Annotated in this window: 25 protein-coding genes; 8 read left to right on the top strand and 17 right to left on the bottom strand. The window is 28.0% G+C overall.

Annotated elements, in window-relative coordinates; genetic code table 11:
* Positions 1 to 4: 4 nt before the first annotated feature.
* On the bottom strand, positions 5 to 265 hold the full coding sequence (locus JW646_RS18710; RefSeq protein WP_039677848.1) for a stage V sporulation protein S: 261 nt from the start codon (positions 263 to 265) through the stop codon (positions 5 to 7).
* Positions 266 to 524: 259 nt separating this feature from the next.
* Here JW646_RS18710 and JW646_RS18715 point away from each other — a divergent pair, with 259 nt between their 5' ends.
* A complete protein-coding gene (locus tag JW646_RS18715) occupies positions 525 to 854 on the top strand; it encodes a PH domain-containing protein (protein ID WP_074916660.1) in 330 nt (109 codons plus the stop codon).
* Between the two features lie 48 nt (positions 855 to 902).
* On the opposite strand, the gene JW646_RS18720 is transcribed toward JW646_RS18715, so the two are convergent.
* Positions 903 to 1469: a hypothetical protein gene (locus JW646_RS18720; protein ID WP_074916662.1), complete on the bottom strand. Its 567-nt coding sequence runs from the start codon at positions 1467 to 1469 to the stop codon at positions 903 to 905.
* Positions 1470 to 1684: 215 nt separating this feature from the next.
* On the opposite strand from JW646_RS18720, the gene JW646_RS18725 reads away from it, so the two are divergent.
* Positions 1685 to 1951 carry a hypothetical protein gene (locus JW646_RS18725; protein ID WP_018590962.1) on the top strand — a complete coding sequence of 89 codons (267 nt, stop codon included), beginning with the start codon at positions 1685 to 1687 and terminating at the stop codon, positions 1949 to 1951.
* Between the two features lie 22 nt (positions 1952 to 1973).
* Here JW646_RS18725 and JW646_RS18730 read toward each other — a convergent pair whose 3' ends face one another.
* The 3 genes from JW646_RS18730 to JW646_RS18740 all read right to left on the bottom strand — a co-directional run bounded on the left by JW646_RS18730 (position 1974) and on the right by JW646_RS18740 (position 3900).
* Positions 1974 to 2711, bottom strand: coding sequence for a hypothetical protein (locus JW646_RS18730; protein ID WP_206923524.1), 738 nt, complete (start codon positions 2709 to 2711; stop codon positions 1974 to 1976).
* A 132-nt stretch (positions 2712 to 2843) separates the two neighbouring features.
* Positions 2844 to 3500 (bottom strand): tRNA (guanosine(46)-N7)-methyltransferase TrmB, encoded by a 657-nt coding sequence (gene trmB, locus JW646_RS18735; protein WP_148556762.1) that lies wholly within the window; start codon positions 3498 to 3500, stop codon positions 2844 to 2846.
* A gap of 67 nt (positions 3501 to 3567) precedes the next feature.
* Positions 3568 to 3900, bottom strand: a complete 333-nt coding sequence (locus JW646_RS18740; RefSeq protein WP_018590959.1) for a hypothetical protein — start codon at positions 3898 to 3900, stop codon at positions 3568 to 3570.
* A 558-nt stretch (positions 3901 to 4458) separates the two neighbouring features.
* On the opposite strand from JW646_RS18740, the gene JW646_RS18745 reads away from it, so the two are divergent.
* A complete protein-coding gene (locus JW646_RS18745; protein ID WP_148556763.1) occupies positions 4459 to 5583 on the top strand; it encodes a tyrosine-type recombinase/integrase in 1125 nt (374 codons plus the stop codon).
* Between the two features lie 624 nt (positions 5584 to 6207).
* Here the strand turns inward: JW646_RS18745 and JW646_RS18750 are convergent.
* Positions 6208 to 7176 carry a magnesium transporter CorA family protein gene (locus JW646_RS18750; RefSeq protein ID WP_074916670.1) on the bottom strand — a complete coding sequence of 323 codons (969 nt, stop codon included), beginning with the start codon at positions 7174 to 7176 and terminating at the stop codon, positions 6208 to 6210.
* 289 nt (positions 7177 to 7465) lie between these two features.
* On the opposite strand from JW646_RS18750, the gene JW646_RS18755 reads away from it, so the two are divergent.
* Positions 7466 to 8842 (top strand): peptide MFS transporter, encoded by a 1377-nt coding sequence (locus tag JW646_RS18755; RefSeq protein WP_228415988.1) that lies wholly within the window; start codon positions 7466 to 7468, stop codon positions 8840 to 8842.
* Between the two features lie 126 nt (positions 8843 to 8968).
* On the opposite strand, the gene JW646_RS18760 is transcribed toward JW646_RS18755, so the two are convergent.
* The gene (locus tag JW646_RS18760) at positions 8969 to 9517 is read right to left on the bottom strand and encodes a hypothetical protein (RefSeq protein ID WP_228415989.1); all 549 of its coding nucleotides are present in this window, start codon (positions 9515 to 9517) and stop codon (positions 8969 to 8971) included.
* A gap of 277 nt (positions 9518 to 9794) precedes the next feature.
* Between JW646_RS18760 and JW646_RS18765 the strand changes: the two genes are divergently transcribed.
* Complete coding sequence (locus JW646_RS18765) at positions 9795 to 10397, top strand: chromate transporter (protein WP_074916676.1); 603 nt, start codon at positions 9795 to 9797, stop codon at positions 10395 to 10397.
* A complete protein-coding gene (locus JW646_RS18770) occupies positions 10388 to 10963 on the top strand; it encodes a chromate transporter (protein WP_074916678.1) in 576 nt (191 codons plus the stop codon). Before JW646_RS18765 ends, JW646_RS18770 begins: the two co-directional genes overlap by 10 nt.
* A gap of 25 nt (positions 10964 to 10988) precedes the next feature.
* On the opposite strand, the gene JW646_RS18775 is transcribed toward JW646_RS18770, so the two are convergent.
* The gene (locus tag JW646_RS18775; protein ID WP_228415990.1) at positions 10989 to 11867 is read right to left on the bottom strand and encodes a LysR family transcriptional regulator; all 879 of its coding nucleotides are present in this window, start codon (positions 11865 to 11867) and stop codon (positions 10989 to 10991) included.
* A gap of 274 nt (positions 11868 to 12141) precedes the next feature.
* Between JW646_RS18775 and JW646_RS18780 the strand changes: the two genes are divergently transcribed.
* Both JW646_RS18780 and JW646_RS20205 read left to right on the top strand, forming a co-directional pair.
* Positions 12142 to 13713 (top strand): hypothetical protein, encoded by a 1572-nt coding sequence (locus JW646_RS18780; protein WP_228415991.1) that lies wholly within the window; start codon positions 12142 to 12144, stop codon positions 13711 to 13713.
* Positions 13714 to 13960: 247 nt separating this feature from the next.
* On the top strand, positions 13961 to 14911 hold the full coding sequence (locus tag JW646_RS20205; protein WP_272491853.1) for a collagen-like domain-containing protein: 951 nt from the start codon (positions 13961 to 13963) through the stop codon (positions 14909 to 14911).
* 173 nt (positions 14912 to 15084) lie between these two features.
* On the opposite strand, the gene JW646_RS18790 is transcribed toward JW646_RS20205, so the two are convergent.
* From JW646_RS18790 to JW646_RS18830, 9 genes are all read right to left on the bottom strand, one after another.
* Positions 15085 to 15630 carry a hypothetical protein gene (locus JW646_RS18790; RefSeq protein ID WP_228415992.1) on the bottom strand — a complete coding sequence of 182 codons (546 nt, stop codon included), beginning with the start codon at positions 15628 to 15630 and terminating at the stop codon, positions 15085 to 15087.
* A gap of 132 nt (positions 15631 to 15762) precedes the next feature.
* Positions 15763 to 16731: an alpha/beta hydrolase gene (locus JW646_RS18795; RefSeq protein WP_228415993.1), complete on the bottom strand. Its 969-nt coding sequence runs from the start codon at positions 16729 to 16731 to the stop codon at positions 15763 to 15765.
* 154 nt (positions 16732 to 16885) lie between these two features.
* Entirely contained in the window at positions 16886 to 17908 is a 1023-nt protein-coding gene (locus JW646_RS18800; RefSeq protein WP_228415994.1) for a DmpA family aminopeptidase, read from the bottom strand.
* Positions 17909 to 17936: 28 nt separating this feature from the next.
* Complete coding sequence (locus JW646_RS18805; protein WP_228415995.1) at positions 17937 to 18650, bottom strand: DUF5131 family protein; 714 nt, start codon at positions 18648 to 18650, stop codon at positions 17937 to 17939.
* A gap of 95 nt (positions 18651 to 18745) precedes the next feature.
* Positions 18746 to 19588 carry a 4-hydroxy-3-methylbut-2-enyl diphosphate reductase gene (locus JW646_RS18810; protein WP_228415996.1) on the bottom strand — a complete coding sequence of 281 codons (843 nt, stop codon included), beginning with the start codon at positions 19586 to 19588 and terminating at the stop codon, positions 18746 to 18748.
* Between the two features lie 10 nt (positions 19589 to 19598).
* Positions 19599 to 20189, bottom strand: a complete 591-nt coding sequence (locus tag JW646_RS18815) for a lysophospholipid acyltransferase family protein (RefSeq protein WP_206923510.1) — start codon at positions 20187 to 20189, stop codon at positions 19599 to 19601.
* Positions 20190 to 20202: 13 nt separating this feature from the next.
* Positions 20203 to 20850, bottom strand: a complete 648-nt coding sequence (cmk, locus tag JW646_RS18820; RefSeq protein WP_228415998.1) for a (d)CMP kinase — start codon at positions 20848 to 20850, stop codon at positions 20203 to 20205.
* Between the two features lie 38 nt (positions 20851 to 20888).
* Complete coding sequence (locus JW646_RS18825) at positions 20889 to 22106, bottom strand: BaiN/RdsA family NAD(P)/FAD-dependent oxidoreductase (RefSeq protein ID WP_228415999.1); 1218 nt, start codon at positions 22104 to 22106, stop codon at positions 20889 to 20891.
* 9 nt (positions 22107 to 22115) lie between these two features.
* On the bottom strand, positions 22116 to 22757 hold the full coding sequence (locus JW646_RS18830; RefSeq protein ID WP_228416000.1) for a histidine phosphatase family protein: 642 nt from the start codon (positions 22755 to 22757) through the stop codon (positions 22116 to 22118).
* Between the last annotated feature and the right edge of the window lie 214 nt (positions 22758 to 22971).

Consider the following 22971-nt stretch of genomic DNA (forward strand, 5'->3'; position numbering starts at 1 on the left):
TATACTATCTAGGCTCTATAATTAACTTTATAGCAGTTTTTTGTTCGCCATCAATCTCTATATCAGTAAATGCAGGCACACAGATTAAATCTAGGCCGCTTGGTGCAACAAAACCTCTTGCAATAGCAATTGATTTTATTGCTTGATTTAGGGCCCCTGCCCCAATTGCTTGTATTTCGGCACTTCCCTTTTCCCTTAGTACTCCTGCTAGAGCTCCAGCTACAGAATTAGGATTAGACTTTGATGAAACTTTTAATACTTCCATTTCAATATCCTCCTTGATTTGTTTTAAAACAATTTTTAATTTCAATTTTACATAAGTATAATGATTTAAGTAATAATTCAAAGTACTAAATAATCTAACTTAAGTATTTATTTCTATATTCATAATAATAATACCTTTATTTATAATAAAATAGTTTTTATTAATTATGTACTTAATTATTGATGCAAGATAGAAAAATAAAATATACTATATTATAAAGGGGTTATAAAAATATATTTAATATTTGAGGAGGAACTAAATGAAGCTTTGTCGTTTTAATTATTTTCTAAAAGAAAATGAGAAATTAACTTTTTTTACTGAATGTAAATTAAAAAGTATTACCACTTTTGATATACTTGATACAGAGGGCTTATTATTAGCTTCGGATAGAAGATTAATATTTTGTAAATTGATAGGTGATCATCCTCACTTACTACAATCCTATGAATATAAGTATATAACATCTTGTAATATTAAAGATAATGAAGATGGTACATACTTATATATGAAATATAATGGAGATCCTGTAAAAATAATGGGGTTAGATAAACCTGTATATGAGGATATACTTAATTATATTTCTAAATAGATTTTATTAACAAATATAGTATGAAAATTATTTTAAGTGATTTTTATACTATTTTTTTGTTAGGTCTACTCTTTTTAAATTTGAGACAAAGTCTTCTGATAAACCTGTTACCTCTGCTATAAAGTGAATATTTGCATTTTTATTTAAAAGATTAATTGCCATTTCTGTCTTTGTAGCTAGAAGTTGCTCCTTTGTATCGTTTAATTCTTGATTATCTTGCTCAGTGTTGTTAATTTTTGATACGCAGTACTTAAACGGATACATGAACTCTCTTATTAGTAGTAATAAGGCTGGAATTATAAAATAAACATTGCACCCTAGTATGCCAACAAGTGTAGTTAAGTAGATTAGAAAAGAATTAATTTTTGTTACTTCAACGTTTAATATTTTTTTATGGTTTGTGTTTGGTAATGCCATAACTATTGCCATAATAAAAGTTAAAAAACATAATGGGTATAATATGTAACTTGCTAATATACCGTTAAAGCTAATTATATCAAAATTGCCATTTAAATTAGAATAGATTAGTAAATCTCCTCTTAAATAGCAATAGATACAAGATACTATTCCTAAAATGCCTCCACAGGCTTGAGAATACCATTGATAAAATTTCATCTAACTATCCCCTTCTTAAAAATTATTAAATTATTATAAATATATAAATCTGTATATTAATATATTAATTATAAAAGTATATGAAAGAATGATTAAAAATATCTTTATATTTAAGGTAAAAAGTTATATAATCTTTATTGCTTGCGTTTTTTTATAAAACTAAATACTCACTTAGTTAATGTGCTATATTACTAAGTAGAGGGGAGATTAGAAGAATGAATAATATGGAATTTATATTCAAAGTTTTATTTCTTGTGTTTTCAGTGATGTGGGCAGGTAATATATTATTATTTAGATCTGAAAGACAAATAATAATTAATCCTGTTTTGATTATTATTGCTTCTATTCTAGTAGTCTTGCCTGATACTAAAGAAATCTTTAGTATAGATGTTGAAGAAGCTAAATCGACTTTATATATAACTTACTGTTTAGTAGTTGTATGGGGATTAATAATAACTAGAAGAAAAACTGATCTATTCTAAAATAAAAAGGCGTATAGCCTTTTTATTTTACGATAGCTTTGATGACAACTGTTGAAGATGTGTATTTGTTAGTGTTTAAACTTACAACTACATAATAGATGCCATCTTTGGTAAATGAAATCTTACTATCATTTGATATGGATGTTAGGGCAGGATTATTTGTCTGTATATATAACTTACAATCCTTTGGTATATCTTTTGAAGGCTCCCAGTAGTTTGGGTAGTTGTTTATTGATTTATACAATAAGCTTCTTATATTTATTTTTTCATTTTTTTCTAGAGTTATTTTAGTTTTATTGCTACATAACTCATATTGTGACTTTTCAGATTGGATAAAATTTAAATCATGATCCACATCTACGTTTTTCTTTTCCAACAAATCAATTACTTTATTTTCTGTTAGATAGTTATTCTCCAAATTTATGTGTTTTACATTTTCTAGATTTAAAATTTCATTAGGTAATGTTTTAATGTGGTTGTTCCAAAATACAAAAGTATCTATATTTTCTAATGTTGATATACCAGTTAAATCTTCTATACCTTCGTTACTGGCATAAAATTCTCCATCTAAAGATTTTAACTTTAATAAAGTTATTTCTTCGTTAGGAAAGTAGTCGTATATTACATCACGAAAATCACTATCTGGAAATAAATCAGTTAATTCTTGTTTAGTAAGAGGTATGTTTTCATTTTTTAGTGGAACTAAACCCATAGATAGCATTAATAATATAAATAGTGAACATAATTTTAAAATTTTCATTTAATAAAAAACCTCCCATAGAATAATAGTATATTACTAAATTTCTATGGAAGGTTTTTATTCCCTTGTACTTCATGTCTACTTTCGTACAATATATTAATGTATTTTTCTACTTGTTTTTATGTTTTAACTTTATTTTAATGGATTTACTACTTTTTGTGCTTCACATCTATATATTTTTAATCCTTGAGATATAAACTTATCTTCATATTCTGTTGTTATGTTTTCTATATCTTCATTATTTGCTAAGTCTAATGAAATATTTTTCATTTTCCATGGATTATTACAAAATTCATTTAAGGTAAATTCGAATAATTTCTCGTTATCTGATTTAAAATGTACCTCTCCATCATCTTTTAAAATGTGGTAATATTTTTGTAAAAAGTTTGTATGTGTTAGTCTTCTCTTTGCCCATCTTTTCTTTGGCCATGGATCACAGAAATTTATATACACTCTTGATAATTCGTTTTTATCAAAGTAATCTTCGATGCTATTAACGTTGCCCCAAATGAAAGTTATATTTGTTAAATTATCATCGGCAGCTTTTTCTACAGCTTTTAATAATACCTCTTCTTTGATTTCCATTGCAATATAATTTATATTGGGATTTAGTTTTGCTAATGTAGTGATAAATTTACCTCTACCTGTTCCAAATTCTGCGTGTATTTCGTTGTCATTACCAAATACTTTACTCCACTGTCCTTTTAAACTTTCTATGTCTTCATTTTTAACATAATTTTCGTAGCTTAATAATTTTAGGTCTGAACCTTTTTTCTTTCTTCTTCTCACTTGTCTCTACTCCTTTAGTACAAAATAATAGAGTACTAGATAATTTACTAGTACTCTATATAAATAATTAACAGTCGCAACCGCCTGAACAACCAGAGCAACCTCCGCCACCGTTAGAAGGCATATTTTCAACCATAACAACAAATCCTCTGTTTGGCATTTCTTGAATGATTACATTCCCGTATGTTAAGAATTCGTCTTGGTTCATTATAAAGTGAATTCCTTCTACGTCGCAAGATACATCTTCGCCTTCTATTTCGCTATCTAGAGCTAAAGCAAAGTTTGGACCTGAGCAAGCGAAACCTGCAAAGTATACTCTTACATTATTTGGTTTATCTTGGTTATCTGCTATTATTTCTTTTAAAGCATTTATAGCTGATTCTGGTGCAAATACTTTCATATTTAATCCACCTTTCTATTTTTAGTTTGATCATCTTATATAAGTATACAATAAAATCCAAACTATTTAAATAAGAAGCTTTCAAATATTTAAATATATATGTAAATTTTATGTAACTACGTATAGTATTTAAATTATATTTTTGACAAAATCCTTTAATAATATAATCTAATATTATTTTTATTTTTCTGTTTGTTGTGTCCTTTATAACAGTAATTATATATGATTATTTTGTGGGTTTATACATTGGTTGTGATAAGGATAGATAAGCTTTTAATTATATAAGACTATATATATGTATGATTTGTGTAGCAAGTAATATTATAAATTAAGGTTTATTTTTAGTTATTGGTCATAAGTTACATTTATTTAAAATATTAAAGACATAAAATATATACTTTTATGCCGAAAATCAAATATTGTTGAAATTAAAATGTTTTTGCAGGGTGTAAATGGATATATGTCAGTTGTATGCCAGTAAAATATTTACTTTTTTTCTGGGATTTATGGTAATATATATTTATAAGTATTTACAAATTATAAACAGGGAGATTAATAATGAGTACAGCTTTTATAAGAAAAAGAAGCAAAAACTATATAGTTTATTTAGAGTATTTTGATAAAAAAACTAATAAAAAGAAGCAAAAAAATATGGGTTCTTATCCACTAAAAAGAGATGCAAATAAGAGATTAAATGAAGTAAAAGAAGATATATATAAGGATGAATTATTAGTTCCAAATGAAATGATTTTAGAAGATTACATATTGGACTTTCTAGAAAAATATAAGATAAATTTATCCATCACTACTTATAATATATACACTAGAATATGTAAAAAATATATAATTCCTCTACTTGGTGATATAAAATTATGCGAAATAAAACCAATACATGTGCAAAATTATGTGGACGATTTACTTGATTTACTAACACCACAGACTATAAAAGTGCACTTAAATGTACTTAATTTAGCACTAAAAAGAGCTTATAGATTGAAGTTGATTAAAGAAAATCCAGTACAATTTGTAGAGGTACCTAAGAACAGAAAATATAAAAATGAGATTTACAATGCACAAGATATGCAAATACTTCTAGAAAAATCCCAAGGAACTTCTATGGAATTACCTATTGTACTGGCAGGAGGATTAGGACTAAGAATATCAGAAATACTAGGTCTTACATGGAATAATGTGGATTTTAATAACTTTACTATTACAATAGATAAAATAACAGTTAGAAATAATGGTCAAGTCATACTTAAAGATCCTAAAACTGAGTCGTCTATAAGAACTATTTCAGCTCCAAAAGAGGTAATTTTAATGTTAAAACAGCTAAAAAAAGATAGATTGGCAGCTAAATTAAGAGGCGAAAAGTCACATAGAGAGCTTATATTCTATGATAAAAATTTAAATCCTATAGCCCCAGATGTTTTGAGTAAGAAATTTAGAATATTTTTAAAAGAGAATAATTTAAAACACATAAGATTTCATGATTTACGTCACTCTCATGTCACTCTATTAATTGATGCAAAGGTACCTATAAAAGTTATTTCTGAGAGGGTTGGGCATTCCAACATTAATACTACTCTTAATATATATTCTCACGCTCTTAAAGAAATGGATCAAGAAGCTTCTGATAAAATTTCTAGCACTCTATTTAATAAAGATAGAAAAATGAGCTAGTTTCATTTTATAGTAAATGAATTTTCATTATTTAATAAAAAGTAAGAAAACGAAGTTTTTATAATGGTTTTTAAGGTGCGTATAATGTATTTATAATGCCAACGGTTGATTGTAGGCAGTTGTTTCTTTAAAATGTCATATATGGCTTTACGCGATGAGTATTAGAAATTTAGTAGAATATGGCATTTGAAAAGTTACCATAATAATATTATGGTAACTTTTTTGTAACACGAATAATTATAGTAAGGTTTATTAAAATTTAAAAATATATATAAGGATAAATATTTTTATAAAATTCTAAATTTGTTAAAGTGAAAGATCTATGGAGATAATTCATCTTAGATGTTTATGTTCATAATAAGATAATACATCGGAAGAATTGTGTTTACATAATTATGTTATGTAAACAACTTTGAAATTAACTTTAGTTACACGAAAAACTAACCTTTTTAATGACGATTTAAGAGGGCTCTAAAGAATATGTAATATATTTACATGAAAAAGTATAAAAACCCCTTAAAAACACTCTTATGGCTTTGTGAGGTGTTTTTGTAAAAAAAGGAAGAATTATGTTAAATTAATTAGAAAAAAGTTACCATAACAATATTATGGTAACTTTTAATGTCATAGAAATTTTTTTCTTTTGAAAATAATAAAACTAATAATTATTATTAATATAATAATTAAGATTGTAATTTTATAACCATATGCATAAGTTAACTCAGGCATGTATTTGAAGTTCATACCATATATTCCTGTAATTATACTTATGGGTACGGCTGTTCCTGTAAAAATAGTAAGCTTAGTTATTAGACTGTTTGTTCTCTCTGAAACTTTGGATGAATAGATATCTAAAAGTTTATCTGCCAGTTCTCTAGTGCTTAATGAAAAATTGTAAAGCTTATCTATGGACAAATCTAATCCTTGTAAAAGTTTCTCGTATTCTTTTTCTAAATATGAATTATCATGATCATCATCAGAGAAAAATTCCATACCATCTTTTAGTAAAGTGTCTATTATATAGGTTAAGGGCCTAATATTTTTTACACAGTTTCTACACATACCTCTTATATGACTTATTTTACTAGATACATTCTCCACTGTTTCATTTATAATATCATCTTCCAATTGTAAAATAATCTCTTCTACTTTTTCTAAATTTTCAAATTGGTTAGAAATTATAATCCTAAGAATACTAGAGTATATTATAAATAATGATAAAGTAAGATTAGATTTATAGTAGAATGTCTCACACATTAATTGTTTTACTTTTTTATATATATCATTTTTCTTTCTAAGAACTATTAGTATGTATTTCTCTGATAAGAATATATTTATTTCCTCAAATAGAATATCTTCTTGATATACTTGGAAATTAGCAAAAGTAAAGAAGATATATTCATCATAAATATTAACTCTTACCTTCTCATCAAAAGAAAGACAGTCTTTATAAGCTTCATTATTTAGCTTTAAAGCGTCTTTAAAAAATTTTAACTCCCAAGGATTACATACAATAAAATGGTAATCTTTATTAAAATTTATTTCATCTATATTTTTTATTACTTGCTTTGTATTTAGGTTTAATATATGCATTTATATATTTCTCTCCTTAGTGAAATCTAAATTGTATCTATTAATAAATTATATTGATTATTGTTTACTAAATTTACTTTCCTTGAGAAAAAAGTTTCTATAATATTATTATGTAAACTTTATGAAAGCCAAAATTAAAATTCCAATAATGTATACTATCTATTATAGTACTCTTTTCAATTTAAATATACATTATAACTCATTCGTTTTATTGGAAAGTAAACAATTATATTGTATAATATAACCATATTTCACAAACTTTGTGAAAAGTAATAAATAAGGGGGAAATATGCAAATATCAACGAAATCAAAAATTAAATATCCTATGGGCTTTTATGTGTGTACTTCAGCCTATGCATTAGAACGTATGGCATTTTATTCAGCTAAATGGCTAATTGCTATATTTATTGCAGCTGAAGTCATGAAAGGAGGTCTAGGACTTACACCTGCTGATGGTGCAAAAATGACTGCGAATTTAGTAGCTTTTACTTATCTAACTCCCATTTTAGGAGGCTTTATCGCAGATAGGTGGATAAATCCTAGACTTTGTGTTATTCTAGGAGCCTTAATCATGGGCGCTGGTTATGTGCTTGGATATGAAGCATCTGTAATGTCATCACCAAAACTTTTAAGTGGTATGATAGTGCTTGTATCTATTGGTACAGGTTTATATAAAGGAAATATTGCTGGAATAAGTGGTAGATTATTTAAAGATAAAAGTCAGCTTGACTCTGCCTTTAGTATTCAATATTCTATAGCAAATATGGGTTCATTTCTTGGAACGCTTGTAGTATCTTTTATAGCTTATAAAATAGGTTTTGGTAAAACATTTTTAGTATGTGCCCTGCTTTTACTAGTTTCTGCTATATGGTTTTACTTTGGAGGGAAAGCCACATTTGGTGAAATAGGTAAAAAGCCATTTGAAGCAAATGAAAACAAAACTTATACTAAGAAGGTATCAAAAGATTATAGAAGACCTCTTACATTAGATGATAAGAAAAAAGTTGGAGCTATAGTTCTTTTTAGTGTATTTTCTATAGTATTTTGGATTGTTTGGTATTTAACTTCTATGCCAATATTATATCACTGGGGGCCTGATTTTGATTATGCTAATAAAGCTAACTGGGTAATAGGAAACTTTAGAGTTCCTTCTTCTTGGTTTGATTCTCTAAATTCACTTTGCTGTATAATTTTAGGACCAGTATTAGCAACGGTTTGGTCTAGAAATGCTAAGTCAGAAAAAGGTGACATGAGTATTTTTAAAAAGACTGCTATGGGAATGATGTTACTAGGATTTGCATTTATTCTTATGTGTACAGCAGAAATATTAAGAGGTGATGGCCAAGCTAGCTTAATATGGATAGTAGCAGTAGGAATATTAATTTCTATTGGAGAGATGGTCTTTGCTCCACTTGGAAAGTCCTTTATAAGTAAATTTTCTCCTCCTAGATTGCTTGGTCTTATGATGGGTGTATGGCCATTGGCAAGATTCATAGCAGGAAAGACATATGGTTATTTATATGAAATCTTATCTGGCCATTCATTTGTTTATGCCTATGGTATTGTTGCTATAATAGTAATTTTATGTGGTGCAACTATATGGTTACTAGATAAAAAAATATCTTTATTAGAAGATTGCAATAATGAAGCTAAAGAAATAATATAAATTTATTGTACTATTTTGAAAAAAGCAAATAAAAGTGCCTATTTTTATCAAAAAGAACGAATGTTCGGAAGACTAAAAATAGGCACTTTTTATATTTTAAATCCTATTATTTAAGCTAAAATAATATTAAAACTTGTAAACTAATCTTTTACAAGCAGTATTTTTTACCCTTTTATCAAGTTTTATATAATAATCTTCTTCAACAAATTTATTTCTAGACCAAAAATTTTTAGCAGTATTATTTTTAGGACAAAGTAAGATAAATTCAATATTTTCTATGTGTTTTAATATTTCAATAAAATGAACTATTAATCTACTGCCCGTACCCGTACTAGTTGGATTTACTGAAAACCACTCTATTTTAGCATAAATCAACTTACTATCATTATATTTACTTTGGATATATTCATTAAGATCCGTGCTTTTTAAATGCTTAGCTTGTGTATCATAATAGAAAGATTCTTTATCTGGGTAATATAGTCTGAAATTTAAGCTTAAATCCATGCTCTTACCATAATTATTCTTATTATAAATGGTGTAATAGCCCTTCTCTTTTGAACCTGTATATACAAAGCTTGGATCTAAATATACTATTTTTTTTACTAACTTATTTAGTTTTTCACAAATTTCGTATACTATTTTTTCGTCCTCATTAACTTTAGTTTTACATGGCATATAATCACCTCAAATAATTTATATTATTTTATATTTATCTAAGTATTAAGATGAAGTCATAATGTCTGTATCTAAATTAAGCTTATATTATATAATTCTACATGAGGCCCTTTATTCCTATATTTAGGTTAATTATATTGTTATTTTATAAAGATTTAACTAATTAATAATAATGATAAGTATTCATTATCGGTTTTATAATTAATATGTATTTTACTCATCATTATTAGTTTTATATAATTAAGTTAAAAGTAAATATGGAAAGAAGGTAAATTATATGAATGAAAAACAGTCGAAATCAGAAAGACTATGGATTTTATTTAAATCAATGTTTGTCCTTAGTGCTTGTACATTTGGCGGAGGATTTGTAATAGTATCTCTTATGAAGAAAAAATTTGTAGAAGAGTTACAGTGGCTTGAGGAAGATGAAATGCTAGATATAACAGCTATTACACAATCATCACCAGGTCCCCTTCCTGTAAATGCCTCAGTTATTATAGGCTATCGTATGAACGGAGTTATAGGTTCATTAGTTGCAATTATTGGAACAATTATTCCTCCAATGGTAATCATATCTCTTATTTCATTATTTTATACACAATTTAGAACTAATACATATATTGCTATTATGCTTCAGGTAATGAGGGCAGGTGTTGCAGCAGTTATATTTGATGTTGTTATAAATCTAGCTCAAAACGTTTGTAATACAAAAAGAGTTATGTATATATCTATGATGATAATATCATTTGTTGCAACGTATTTCTTTAGTATAAGTGCAATGATTATTATATTAATATGTTTAGCTATAGGTATTATTGATTTAATAGTTAATTTGAAGAAAGAAAAAAAGCATAATGGAGGACAAAAACAATGTTGTTAATGAAATTATTTTTTAGTTTTTTACAAGTAGGGTTATTTAGTGTAGGCGGTGGTTATGCAGCTATTCCTCTTATTCAAGATCAAATTGTCAATGTCCATGGTCTTATGACTCTTTCTGAATTTACGGATTTAATAACAATTGCAGAAATGACACCTGGGCCAATTTCTATTAACTCTTCTACATTTGTTGGAACTAGACTTTCTGGTCCTTTTGGAGCAACAATTTGTACTCTTGGTTGTATAATACCATCATTTATAATTTGTTTAACCCTTGCACATTTTTATTATAAATATCGTGATTTCACTGGTGTACAAACTGTATTATCATCACTTAGACCTGCAGTTGTAGCTTTAATAGGCTCTGCAGGTGCATCTATATTATTACTAGCACTATTTAATTCAGATATAAGAAGTTTAAATCTAGGTGATTTTAGAATTATAGAACTAGGAATATTTGTTGGATGTTTATATCTACTTAGAAAATATAAAGCAAATGCTATATCTATAATACTTGGAAGTGGTGTTGTTGGAACTGCAATATATTTAATTCAAAGTGCAATCATATAAAAAGTAAAATAGGTATACCTAATCTTTAGGCATACCTATTTTGGCATATTTCAATAAATTTTTTCATCTGAGGTGATATGTACTTGTTTTTGTGATAAATTAATTTGCTTTCACGATAAACTTTAATATCATCAACATTAACAATTTTAAGCTTATTCTCCTCTATTTCTTTACTTATTAATAACTTTGAGATTATTGCTATACCCTTTCCATCTTTAACTAAATTTTTTATAGCTTCTGTATTTGTACAGCTCCATTTCTTATTGATTTTAATTTTATTTTCTATAAGTAATTGCTCAAATTGATTTCTGTTTGCACTACCTTCTTCTCTAGATATTACGTCTTGGTTTTGCAATTGTGAAATTGATATACACTGTTTATCCCAAAATAAATGATCTTTTCCTACTACCATTACCAACTCATCATTATGTACGGGAATTTGTATTATTTCATCACTTTGTAAGCAACCTTCTACTATAGCCAAATCAAGTTCGCTAAGACAAACTTTCTTTTCAATAGTAGAAGTATTATCTACTGTTACTCTTACATCTATTCCAGGAATCTCATTTTCTAATTTTTCTACGAGATCTCTTAACATTGTAGTTCCTATAGATACACTTCCTCCAATTTTTATTGTCATTTTTGAGGATGCATCAAACATAGCACTTTCCATATCTTCAAAGGAACTTACAATATGTCTAGCATATGATAATAAAGTCTCCCCTGCTTCTGTTATGTACAATCTTTGAGACAATCGTTCAAATAATTTTATACCATAATACTTTTCTAATTCAGATATTGCCTGACTTACTGCTGGCTGAGATATGTATAGTTTTTGTGCTGCTTTTCTCATGGTTTTACACTCCACTATAGTTATAAAAATTCTTAAATGCCTAATTGTCATAATATACTCCTAATTTTCTACTGTTTAATTATAAGTATACTACAATTCTTTGTGCGTAAAAACTTGTATAGAAATTTTTTATTTAATAATTATGAATTTGAAACAAAATGTCTTATATTGTAGAATGATGCAAATTATTACTTGTTTTTTAAAATAATTAACTTTATTGTTGCATTTATGATATTTTTCACTATAATTTATGTGTGCGTAGTTAATTTTTGGAAAAATATGATGTATGAAGGGGGCAATAAAGATATGTGAAAGGGGATATTAAATGTGTAAAAAGAATAATAAAAGAAAGATTTACTTAAGTTTATTTTTAGTGATGGCTTTATTTTCCGTTGGGTTTTCCAATGTAAATTATAGTTCCTATGCTGAAAGATCTACGACTTTAACTAAAAAAAAATATTCTGGATTTGTTAAGAAGTCTGGTAAAATTTATTACTATAGTCCTAAAACAGGTAAAAAGTTAAAGGGACTTAGAACAATACAAGGAAAGAAATATTACTTCTCAAAATCATCAGGTGAAGCACTAACAGGGCTTAGAACAGTAGACAGAAAGAAATACTACTTTTCAAAATCATCAGGTGAAGCACTAACAGGACTTAAAACAGTAGATAGGAAGAAATATTATTTTTCAAAATCATCAGGCCAGGCACTGACAGGACTTAGAACAATAGGTGGGAAGAAATATTATTTTTCAAAGTCATCATATCAGGCATTAACAGGATTTAGAACAGTAGATAGGAAAAAATACTATTTTTCAAAATCATCAGGTGAGGCATATACAGGCCTTAAAAATATAGAAGGAAAAAAATATTGTTTCTCAACATCATCTTATGAGGTATTGACAGGACTTAAGACAATAGATGGTAAGAAATATTATTTTTCAAAATCATCAGGTGAAGCACTAACAGGACTTAGAACAATAGATGGTAAAAAATACTATTTTTCAAAGTCATCAGGTGAAGCACTAACAGGACTTAGAACAATAGATGGTAAGAAATATTATTTTTCAAAATCATCAGGTGAAGCACTAACAGGACTTAGAACAATAGATGGTAAAAAATATTATTTTTTAAAGTCATCACATCAAGCATTAAAAGGTCTTAGAACAATAGGTGGGGAAAAATATTATTTTGATACATCTACTTGTGAAGCTATTAATGGATTTAAGAAAACAGATGGAAACACATATTATTTTAGTGATAAAGATTTTAATGCTTTAAGGGGTCTTCAATCATTTGATAAAGATTTATACTACTTTAATGAAAGTACTTTTGCTATGACTACTAATAAAACAATAACTTATTGTAATATTAACTTTACTTTCGGTAGTAATGGTGTTGCAAATAGTATGAAAATAAAGTCTGGTTTTGAAAATGATAAAAGAACAAATTTATTATATAATGGATTTTCTAAGTTAGGCCTTCCTTATGGATCTACTGCTGATGGTTTGTTAAGATGCAATACTTTTGCGGCTTATTGCTATAATTCCATAGGATATACAGGATTAAATAATTTAAGATCTGATAATCAAGCAAAATATGTATTAGCACAAGGTGGAGAAATAACAGCAAGCCAGCTTAAACCAGGCGATTTAATCTTCTTTAATATTGAAAATAGTCCATATTGTGATAATAATGGAGATAATGATACTTGTAGTAGAAATGAAGTTATTGATGATATTAAATACCACGTACATCATGTTTCCATATATCTTGGTAATGGAAAAACAATTGATACTTCATCTAGTGCAGGCCATGTTAAGGTCAGAGATTTGGATATAGATACTACTAGCACTGCTTATTATCCTGTACTTTATGGAAATTTATTGGATAAATAATTAATAAACTAAAATATAAATTTATACTACAAAGTTATTAAAGCATGGATATAAGAATAAATTATCCATGCTTTAATTGTATACTTACGAAATAAAAAACTTATAGGATTTTGCATTTATTTCACATAGTGAAAAAGTCATGTAGATCAATTCTCTAAGTATATATGATAAACATTTTATGATTTTTATCATATAAATATAATACGTAGAAATTCTACTAAATATTATCAACATGGAGTGTACTATTATGGACAAAAATTGTGTAAATAAGTGTAATTCTTGCAACATGTCTTCATGTCAGGAGCTAAAAGCAGATAAAGCTTGTAAAAATAAAAAAGTTTACTGCTCTGGTAAAATGGAATCTACATCTTGCCCTATGTTTGTTGTTCCTGTAAATTGTGGAGATTTTCAAATTTTTAATATTTTAAAATGTTCAATTGGCAAAATTGTGGGGTTAAAGTTAGAAGGCAGTGACTGTATATTAAGATTAAAAGTTTGTCAGGTTAATCAGTGTGCAGTTATGGGTAAAACATGCTCTGGTAAAGGTCCGATCTATATTAAACTAAGTTCTATTCAATATGTAGATTTAGGTAAAGAAGTTTATGTAAACCCACTATGCAGTTTTTCTGGTGGCGTAGGAGCTCAAGGAAAAACTGGTCCAGTAGGTCCAGCAGGTCCAGCAGGTCCAGCAGGTCCAATGGGACCAATGGGTCCAAAAGGATCAAAGGGACCAAAAGGTGACATGGGTGTACAAGGTCCAAAAGGAGATATGGGATCACAAGGAAAGACTGGTCCAGCCGGTCCAGCAGGTCCATCAGGTCCATCAGGTCCAATGGGTCCACAGGGACCAAAAGGTGAAATAGGTCCACAAGGACCATCTGGTATTCCTGGAACATCAAGTAAGGGTACAAAAGGTGAAACAGGCCCACAAGGACCAAAGGGAGAAAAAGGAGATATAGGTCCACAAGGACCAAAAGGCGATAAAGGAGATATGGGATCACAAGGAAAGACTGGTCCAGCAGGTCCAGTAGGTCCAGCAGGTCCAGTAGGTCCAGCAGGACCAATGGGTCCAATGGGTCCACAGGGACCAAAAGGTGAAACAGGACAACAAGGACCATCTGGTATTCCTGGAACTGTAGTCCCTACTCCAATACCTGATTATGAATATAAAAAGAAAAAATACCAAAATAAAAAGTAGTAAAAAATTTTAAATTAGAATTTTCATATTTGAAAGTGTAGATAATTAAGCTTATAACTATGTTATCTACACTTTCTATTTTGTAAATTAATGTTATGTGAATATTAGTAGATTATATTAATATAACAGACACCAAATAAAATATTATTTGGTGTCTGTTATATTAATATTTATTAGCAATCTTTGTGTTTACATGGTCTATGGCATCCACAGTCCCAGTCTTCTTCACAATCATCAACAGGAACTAGTATTGGATTACTGCAACTTGTTTTACTTAAACATTCTACTGTAGCTTCGAATTTACATTCTAATTCATCTACTAAACAAGCAATTTTTTCTTGTTTTTCTTGAGCTTTTTCTAAATCATCTAAACCACCATTTGGATCTTCTATTGCATCTACAGCATCTTTTATTGCTTGTAATGCTGGAACAGCAGCATCCAATGCAGTTTGTATATCATTTAATGCATTCTCTAAATCAGTAATATCGGGCATAATATCGCTTATACCTTTTACAGCATTAATTCCATCTTCTAAATTTTTTCCTAATTTGTCATTTTTTTCTTCTATTTGATCAATTAATTCCTCTGTTTTATTTATTATGCATTCACACTTATTATAAGAATCTTGTTTATTAGCACATTTATAATAACAAACATTTTGATTTTTTTTACAGCATGAACTTCCATTGTCATAGCATTCTGGTTTTTTATATCTCATCAATAATTACCTTCCTTTTTAAAATTTGTATTAGATGATTAACATCTTAATACAATATATGCATATTTCGATATTTATTGACAAGTTTTTATAAAAAATTTCTAATTTATATTAGAAGTATAGTGTAATAATTTAATTATCTTGTTTTGCAAAATAGTTTCTGGTTGCAAATTCAAAAACTCTAAGCATATCATTCATAGCTGACTTTCCTTTGTTAGATTTAGGACAAACTGTATCAAAACCATGATAGCAACCTTTGTACACAGAAAAATGTGTTTTTACTCCAGATTGTCTAAGATTTTTAATATAGTTAATAGTTTCATCATGAAAAGGTTCTATATCACCAACAAAAGAAAATGTAGGAGGAAGATCAGAATAATCAACTTCTCTAGCTGGAGCTGCATATTTTGGTACGTTGTTACTTTCAAATAAATCATCTAGATACAATCTCCATGCCAAATTGTTATTTACAGAATTCCACATAGGATCATTGTTGTTTATAGCTGAATATGTATTCATTCTATCATCTAGCATTGGATATAGTGGCATTTGGAAAGCTATATTTACTTCTTTAGTATCTCTTGCATAAAGACTTATGGCAGCAGTAATTCCACCTCCACAACTTTCTCCTCCAACAAACAACTGATCATCTCTAATTCCTAGTTTACTTGCATTGGCTTTCATCCAACAAAGAACATCATAACAATCACAAAAGGCAGTTGGGTATGGTTTTATTACTGAATGAGTATAATCAGGAGCAACTATTACACAATTTGCAACAGAAGTAAATTTTTCAAAATAATACATATTTTGTTCTGGAATACACATGGCGTATCCTCCACCGTGTATCCACAAAAGACCTGTTGCATTTGGTCTAGTATTAATCGGTTTATAGATACATACTCGAATTACTTCTCCATCTTTTTTGGTAATGTATTTTTCCTCACAAATCATTTTTTTACTGCATTTTCCTTTATACAACTTTTCCATTATTTTATTTGTATTTTTAAAATCTTTAGGGCTATTGTAATGAACAAATTTATTCATGATTTTACCTTTTAAACGAAGTTGTTTGTCTATCATATCTGGTGTGACTCTCATTATGAATTCCTCCTTCATGAATAATTAAAATTTTTCTGATTTACATTTATTCATCTGGTTTTATGTATTGTATGGAAAAATACGATTTATCATACTATTTGTATAGTAAAAATCAAATTTAAGGGTGTATCTTTTTTGATACGCCCTTTCAGCTTTATAAATACTCATTTATGCCTTTTCTAACATGACCATCCCTACCAACAACTGTAGTTGCGTGCAGCATAGAACTTATAATCGACTCTTCTACAGACTCAACAACTGCCCTAAACACCTTATCTATCTCATTATCATGAATCATATTAATAGAAATAATATCACTATTTTTATAATGAGGTATTTTATTAGCAGTAGTAAAGGCAAGAACAATATCTCCGCTGCCATTACCTAAATAAGACCCAGTTCTAGCAAGAGACACACTTGCTCTCTTGGCTACTCTTTTTAACTGTCTTTCGCTAAGAGGAATATCTGTAGCAATGATAATTATTATAGAGCCCTTTTCTTTTTCATAATTGTCCATAATCTTTATATTTTCACCTATATTCTTATTATCTAAAATTAAATCTTTTTTTAGACCTAAATTTGTAAGAACTAAGCTACCTACTGTGTATTCTTTATGATCTAGTTCAATGACTCTTGAAGAAGACCCTATTCCACCTTTTAATTCATAGCAACTCATACCCATACCAGCGCCAACGCATCCCTCTTTAAAATCTACAGTTGCATTTTCTAAAGCTTCTTGTACATGTTCTTCTTTAATATGCAGTCCTCTAATATCATTTAAGTATCCATCGTTACACTCCATAACCACAGGGTTTACTGTTCCTGTAGTTACACCAATATCCTCATTATTTTTTAACATATATTTTATCAGTGCTGTAGTGCATGTTCCTACACTTAGTGTGTTTGTAAGTATTATTGGCGTTTCTAAAGTTCCCAGTTCGTCTATTTGAATAAGGCCAACACTTTTACCAAATCCATTTATTATATAACTTGCTGCCATTACTTTTTCTTTAAATATATTGTTTTCATGTGGTAATATGGCAGTGACACCTGTTTTTATATTTTTAGAATTTAATGTTACATGACCTACTTTAATTCCATTAACATCTGTAATTAGATTTTTATTGCCTTTTTTAATTTTTCCTATTTTTATATTGCTATTTTTATTTATCCCCATGAAATCACCCCTTAAATTATTTATTGCTTTACTTCTTTGTATAATTTATGTTTGCTAATTTTGCTTGTTTGCACAAATCTTTAACTTGAAGTTTGTACATCTTCTTATCTTTTATAAAATATGTTCCACACTGCCTAAACTCAAAGCCAATATTTGATTTTATACATTGGTTTCTAATATGAAGTACCCAGTCATAATTTAGTGGTCTTGCATTATAGTCTGATTCGCCTCCTACTACAACAAGTTCAATATTGCTTAAATATTTTTCTATATCTATTTTTTCAAGCAAAGGTTGAGCTGTAATACATTTATGTTTTATGGGTAAATCTTTAAAAATAGGTAATTTATAATCAGCATTTTTCTGATTTTCTATGGTACAACATACAATCACATTATCATAACCATCATTCCAGTCCTTTGGAATACAATTTTTAAACCTGTCTATTCTTTTTGTTAAAAACAAGAATTTTAAATCACTTCTTTCTTTTATCATTTTCCAACATTCGTCTCTCCATGAATCAGCTTCTTCAATTAGAAAATCAGAAGAAAAGCATAGATATACAGTACCTGATTTTATTTTATAATTTCCATTTTTATATTTTTCTATAGGTTTGTAAAAATCATTAGTTTTGATTATTTTATTAGTATTTATACTTTTTTTATAATCTCCTTTATGAATATAACAATATTTACAGCCATCGCTACATTTTTTACAACCACGCCAAGGATTCCACATAGGCATATAAATTTCCTCCATAAAAATACTTATTTATATTCATTATAATATGAAAAATCCACTAATTTATTAAAACTAATAAATTAGTGGATTTATTTATACTATATTTCTTTTAGGTATTCTATTACTTCTTCTATTATCCAATCAGGTGTGGAAGCTCCTGCCGTTACACCTGCAACTTTAAATTTTTCTAACTTACTTTTTTCTAATTCTTCTTTAGTTTCGATGGAAAAAGTAGGGACTATGTTCTTACATATATTTACTAGTTTTTGAGTGTTAGAACTATGTTTACCACCAATAACTACCATACAATCAACTTCTTTTGCTAAATCAGTAGCTGACAGTTGTCTTTCCTTTGTAGCAAAGCAAATTGTATTATTTACAGTTAAGTCTTCTATTTTACTTTTCAACTTAGAAACAATTTTATCAAAAGATTCTAAGTTAGCAGTTGTTTGGCTAACTACACAGTATCTATCATTATTATTAAATGTTATATTATCAATTTCTTCTTCTCTATTTATTATTATTGCTTCGTTATCACACCAACCGTTAATTCCTATTATTTCTGGATGAGTGGAATTACCGACTATTATAATTTTATAACCTTTATGAGAAAACTCTTTAACAATGTCGTGTATTTTTTTTACAAATGGACAAGTTGTATCTACTATATCCATGTTTTTTGATTCAGACTCTGTGTATATTTTTTTACCAACACCATGAGATCTTATTATTAATTTACTATCACTAGGGATTTTATCTAATGAATCCATTTCAATTAGTCCCTTTTCTTTATATTTATCTACGGCTTGTTTATTATGAATAAGGGGACCTAGGGAATATACATTATCACTAGTTTTGTTTTCTAGTTCATCCCAAGCCATGTTCATAGCTCTTTTAACACCAAAACAAAATCCCGCATTTTCTGCTATTCTAACCTCCATAACAAATCTCCTATCTTTTATAATAATTATCTTTAATTACTTCAAGTACATCTCCAGATAATCTTTCATAATCTTCTGCACTTAGCTTTTTCTTATAATATTCTTCAAATGAAATTGGTTTGTCAATGTAGATTGTTACTTTATTAAATATCTTATAATTTGATATTATTGATATAGGAACTACATTAGCTTTTCCTTTAACAGCAAATAAAGCTAAACCAGCTTTGGCATCACCAAATCCGTTTCCTTTTATTCTAGTTCCTTCTGGAAATATGCCAATAACATAACCTTCTTTTAATTTTTTTAGAATGGTCTTTATTGTAGAGATACCAGGATTTTCTCTATCGATAGGTATAACATTTAAATTACTTAATATTTTACCTAATATTTTATTTTCGAATAATTCCTTTTTTCCTATAGGTGCAACTGTTCTATTTTTCACAGCAGCTGCTATAAAAATAGGATCTAAATTAGATTTATGATTAGCTGCAATTATTAAATTCCCTTCATCAGGAATATTTTCTGCCCCAATTACTTCGTATTTGTAAAATACTTTACTATATAATCTAAATAAACTTAAAACAAATTTATAAAAACTCAAATGCATCTCTCCCTTATTTAATTTTATTTAAAACTGATTCAACCACATCGTCTATGCTTTTACCAGTAGTATCTATTTCTATGGCATCTTCTGCTTTAACTAGAGGAGCAAACTCTCTAGAAGAATCTATCTCGTCTCTTTTAATTATATCATCTATTACATCTTGAAGCTTAACTTCAACACCTTTTCCTACTAATTCTTTGTATCTTCTAGTTCCTCTTTCTTTTGGTGTAGCTATAAGGAAGAATTTATAATTGGCATTTGGAAAAACATATGAACCTATATCTCTACCATCAAGTATAACAGAGTTTCTTGTACCGATTTCTCTTTGTACGTCTACCATTAAGTATCTAACTTCTTTTATTTTTGCAACGTTAGAGACGTTATTAGTTACTTCTATGGTTCTTATTTCTTCATTTACTACTTTACCATCTAAGTAGATGTTATTGTCCTTAAAGTCAATTACTGTTTTCTTTGCTAACTCTATTACTTCATTCTCATTTTCTATATTTACTTTATTTTGTAAACATTTTAAAGTTACAGCTCTATACATAGCACCTGTATCTATGTAGTTTATGTTTAATTTGTCTGCTATTATTTTTGCTATTGTACTTTTTCCAGCTCCTGCTGGTCCATCTATTGCTATTACTAAATTATTCATGCTATTTCTCCTATTTTGTTTTTAAAGTATTTTATAAGCTATAAACTTATACCTGCTAAATAACCTGTTGAGAAAGCTATTTGGAGATTATATCCTCCAGTTTCTGCATCTACATCTATTACTTCTCCTGTAAAATATAAGTCTTCTATTATTTTAGACTCCATTGAAGAAGAATTAATTTCTTTAACAGATACACCACCACTTGTTACCATAGAAACTTGTATTCCTAAAGTTGAATTTGTAGTTAGCTTCATGTTTTTTATATAATCAATAATTTTATTTTCATTTTCTTTAGTTAATTCATTAGGTTTTGTTTCACTAAGATTTAATAAATCTAAAATTTCCTTTAAAAAGTTAAGTGGTAATATGGATTTTAAGTTGTTTGCAATGTTTTTGTTAGGATTCTCTCTTATAATTTTGCTTATTTCTTCTCTACTTACATCTGGCAATACATCAACGTTTAGTTCTACAGATTCATTTTCTAAGTTTTTGTTAATATAAGAGGATACAATAAGTACTACTGGCCCTGTTATTCCAAAATGAGCAAAGAGCATATCTCCTCTTTTGCTTATTTTTTTCTTTTTAATTTTACATGATATTTCTATATCCTTTAAAGATATACCCTGTAATCTTCTTGTCCAATCTTCTTTAATTTTTAAAGGAGATAAAGCAGGATAAGTATTAGTTACAGTATGACCATGTTTTGATAATATTTTGTGCATTGTGCCATCAGATCCAGTTTTAGAATAACTTTTTCCACCTGTTGATATTATTACTTTGTCTCCAAGGACTTTTGTATTATTATCTAAAAGAACACCGTCTATTTTATTGTTTTCATTTATAATTAAATCTACTACCTTGCTATTATATAGTACTTTTATATTATTTTGTATTAGTAAGTCTTTAAATTTATTGATAAGCTCAGTTGACTTATCACTTTTTGTATAAACTTTATAATCATTATGTTCTTCTACTTTGTACTCAAGGTTACTCTCATCTAAGAAGCTTAATAAGTCTTCATTGGTAAATGAATAAAGGGCACTGTATAAGAACTTTTTATTAGTCACAACTTTATCAAAAAAGTCTTCAATGTATCTTTTGTTTGTAATATTACATCTTCCACCACCAGTAAGCTTAAGCTTCTTTCCTAGTTCCTCATTTCTCTCTATTAAGGTAACTTCATGAGAGTTTTTAGAGGCTACAAGTGCTGCCATCATTCCTGACGGACCTCCACCTACTACTATTACTTTTGACATTATATTCTCCTATTCTAATGCACTATTTTCTAGTTTATGATTAGTTTTAATATGGCTTGTATCATTCATTTTTATTACAACTGGGCCATAGTCTCTAAATTCAATAACATTTAGTGCAGTATTTCCTTGATTAATTCTATAGATATTTTCCATTCCTGAATTTAAAACAGAAAGAAGTATTACTCTTGCTGTTACAGAATGAGTTACAAGTACGATATGTTTTCCATCGTATTTTTCATTTAACTCATCTAAAAATTTATCTGTTCTTTCTTTTATAATTTGAAGAGTTTCTCCACCTGGAATCTGTGCAAGGTGAGGCTCATTTCTCCAAGTATGATATATGTCTTTATAATCTTCTTGAATTTCTTTTATTAAAAGACCTTCCCATTCTCCAAAGCCCATTTCTCTAAGACCTGAAGTTTTTATTACATCTAAATCAAATTTATCACTTATTATTTGTGCAGTTTCTACTGCTCTACCAAGATCACTTGAATATATGTAGTCAATAGGATATTTAACCATGCTGTCAGCTAGTTCTTTAGCTTGATTAACACCTTTTTCAGTTAATTTTGAATTACCATGACCTTGAGTTTTTCCTTTTATATTCCACTGTGTTTGGCCATGTCTAACTAAATATATAGTATTTGTCATATTGTCCTCCTCATTGAAGTAAGATTAATTTATTCATTCTAAATTTTAATTATATCATAAATAGACAAAAAAGGTTAAAACACTTTCATTAGTATTTTAACCTTTTTATATACAATTAAATTATATTATTTACTTTCCCACTGTAATTATATCATAAATATAGATATTTTTTTAGACTATGAATATACTTCATTTTGTATATAATTGATATAGT

This window comes from Terrisporobacter hibernicus (genome assembly GCF_020809405.1).
GTDB lineage: Bacteria > Bacillota > Clostridia > Peptostreptococcales > Peptostreptococcaceae > Terrisporobacter > Terrisporobacter petrolearius.

Coding starts and splice junctions, on each gene's coding strand:
- JW646_RS18710 (WP_039677848.1), bottom strand. CDS start 265: ATGGAAGTATTAAAAGTTTCATCAAAGTCTAATCCTAATTCTGTAGCT.
- JW646_RS18715 (WP_074916660.1), top strand. CDS start 525: ATGAAGCTTTGTCGTTTTAATTATTTTCTAAAAGAAAATGAGAAATTA.
- JW646_RS18720 (WP_074916662.1), bottom strand. CDS start 1,469: ATGAAATTTTATCAATGGTATTCTCAAGCCTGTGGAGGCATTTTAGGA.
- JW646_RS18725 (WP_018590962.1), top strand. CDS start 1,685: ATGAATAATATGGAATTTATATTCAAAGTTTTATTTCTTGTGTTTTCA.
- JW646_RS18730 (WP_206923524.1), bottom strand. CDS start 2,711: ATGAAAATTTTAAAATTATGTTCACTATTTATATTATTAATGCTATCT.
- JW646_RS18740 (WP_018590959.1), bottom strand. CDS start 3,900: ATGAAAGTATTTGCACCAGAATCAGCTATAAATGCTTTAAAAGAAATA.
- JW646_RS18745 (WP_148556763.1), top strand. CDS start 4,459: ATGAGTACAGCTTTTATAAGAAAAAGAAGCAAAAACTATATAGTTTAT.
- JW646_RS18750 (WP_074916670.1), bottom strand. CDS start 7,176: ATGCATATATTAAACCTAAATACAAAGCAAGTAATAAAAAATATAGAT.
- JW646_RS18755 (WP_228415988.1), top strand. CDS start 7,466: ATGCAAATATCAACGAAATCAAAAATTAAATATCCTATGGGCTTTTAT.
- JW646_RS18760 (WP_228415989.1), bottom strand. CDS start 9,517: ATGCCATGTAAAACTAAAGTTAATGAGGACGAAAAAATAGTATACGAA.
- JW646_RS18765 (WP_074916676.1), top strand. CDS start 9,795: ATGAATGAAAAACAGTCGAAATCAGAAAGACTATGGATTTTATTTAAA.
- JW646_RS18770 (WP_074916678.1), top strand. CDS start 10,388: ATGTTGTTAATGAAATTATTTTTTAGTTTTTTACAAGTAGGGTTATTT.
- JW646_RS18775 (WP_228415990.1), bottom strand. CDS start 11,867: ATGACAATTAGGCATTTAAGAATTTTTATAACTATAGTGGAGTGTAAA.
- JW646_RS18780 (WP_228415991.1), top strand. CDS start 12,142: ATGTGTAAAAAGAATAATAAAAGAAAGATTTACTTAAGTTTATTTTTA.
- JW646_RS20205 (WP_272491853.1), top strand. CDS start 13,961: ATGGACAAAAATTGTGTAAATAAGTGTAATTCTTGCAACATGTCTTCA.
- JW646_RS18790 (WP_228415992.1), bottom strand. CDS start 15,630: ATGAGATATAAAAAACCAGAATGCTATGACAATGGAAGTTCATGCTGT.
- JW646_RS18795 (WP_228415993.1), bottom strand. CDS start 16,731: ATGAGAGTCACACCAGATATGATAGACAAACAACTTCGTTTAAAAGGT.
- JW646_RS18800 (WP_228415994.1), bottom strand. CDS start 17,908: ATGGGGATAAATAAAAATAGCAATATAAAAATAGGAAAAATTAAAAAA.
- JW646_RS18805 (WP_228415995.1), bottom strand. CDS start 18,650: ATGCCTATGTGGAATCCTTGGCGTGGTTGTAAAAAATGTAGCGATGGC.
- JW646_RS18810 (WP_228415996.1), bottom strand. CDS start 19,588: ATGGAGGTTAGAATAGCAGAAAATGCGGGATTTTGTTTTGGTGTTAAA.
- cmk (WP_228415998.1), bottom strand. CDS start 20,850: ATGAATAATTTAGTAATAGCAATAGATGGACCAGCAGGAGCTGGAAAA.
- JW646_RS18825 (WP_228415999.1), bottom strand. CDS start 22,106: ATGTCAAAAGTAATAGTAGTAGGTGGAGGTCCGTCAGGAATGATGGCA.
- JW646_RS18830 (WP_228416000.1), bottom strand. CDS start 22,757: ATGACAAATACTATATATTTAGTTAGACATGGCCAAACACAGTGGAAT.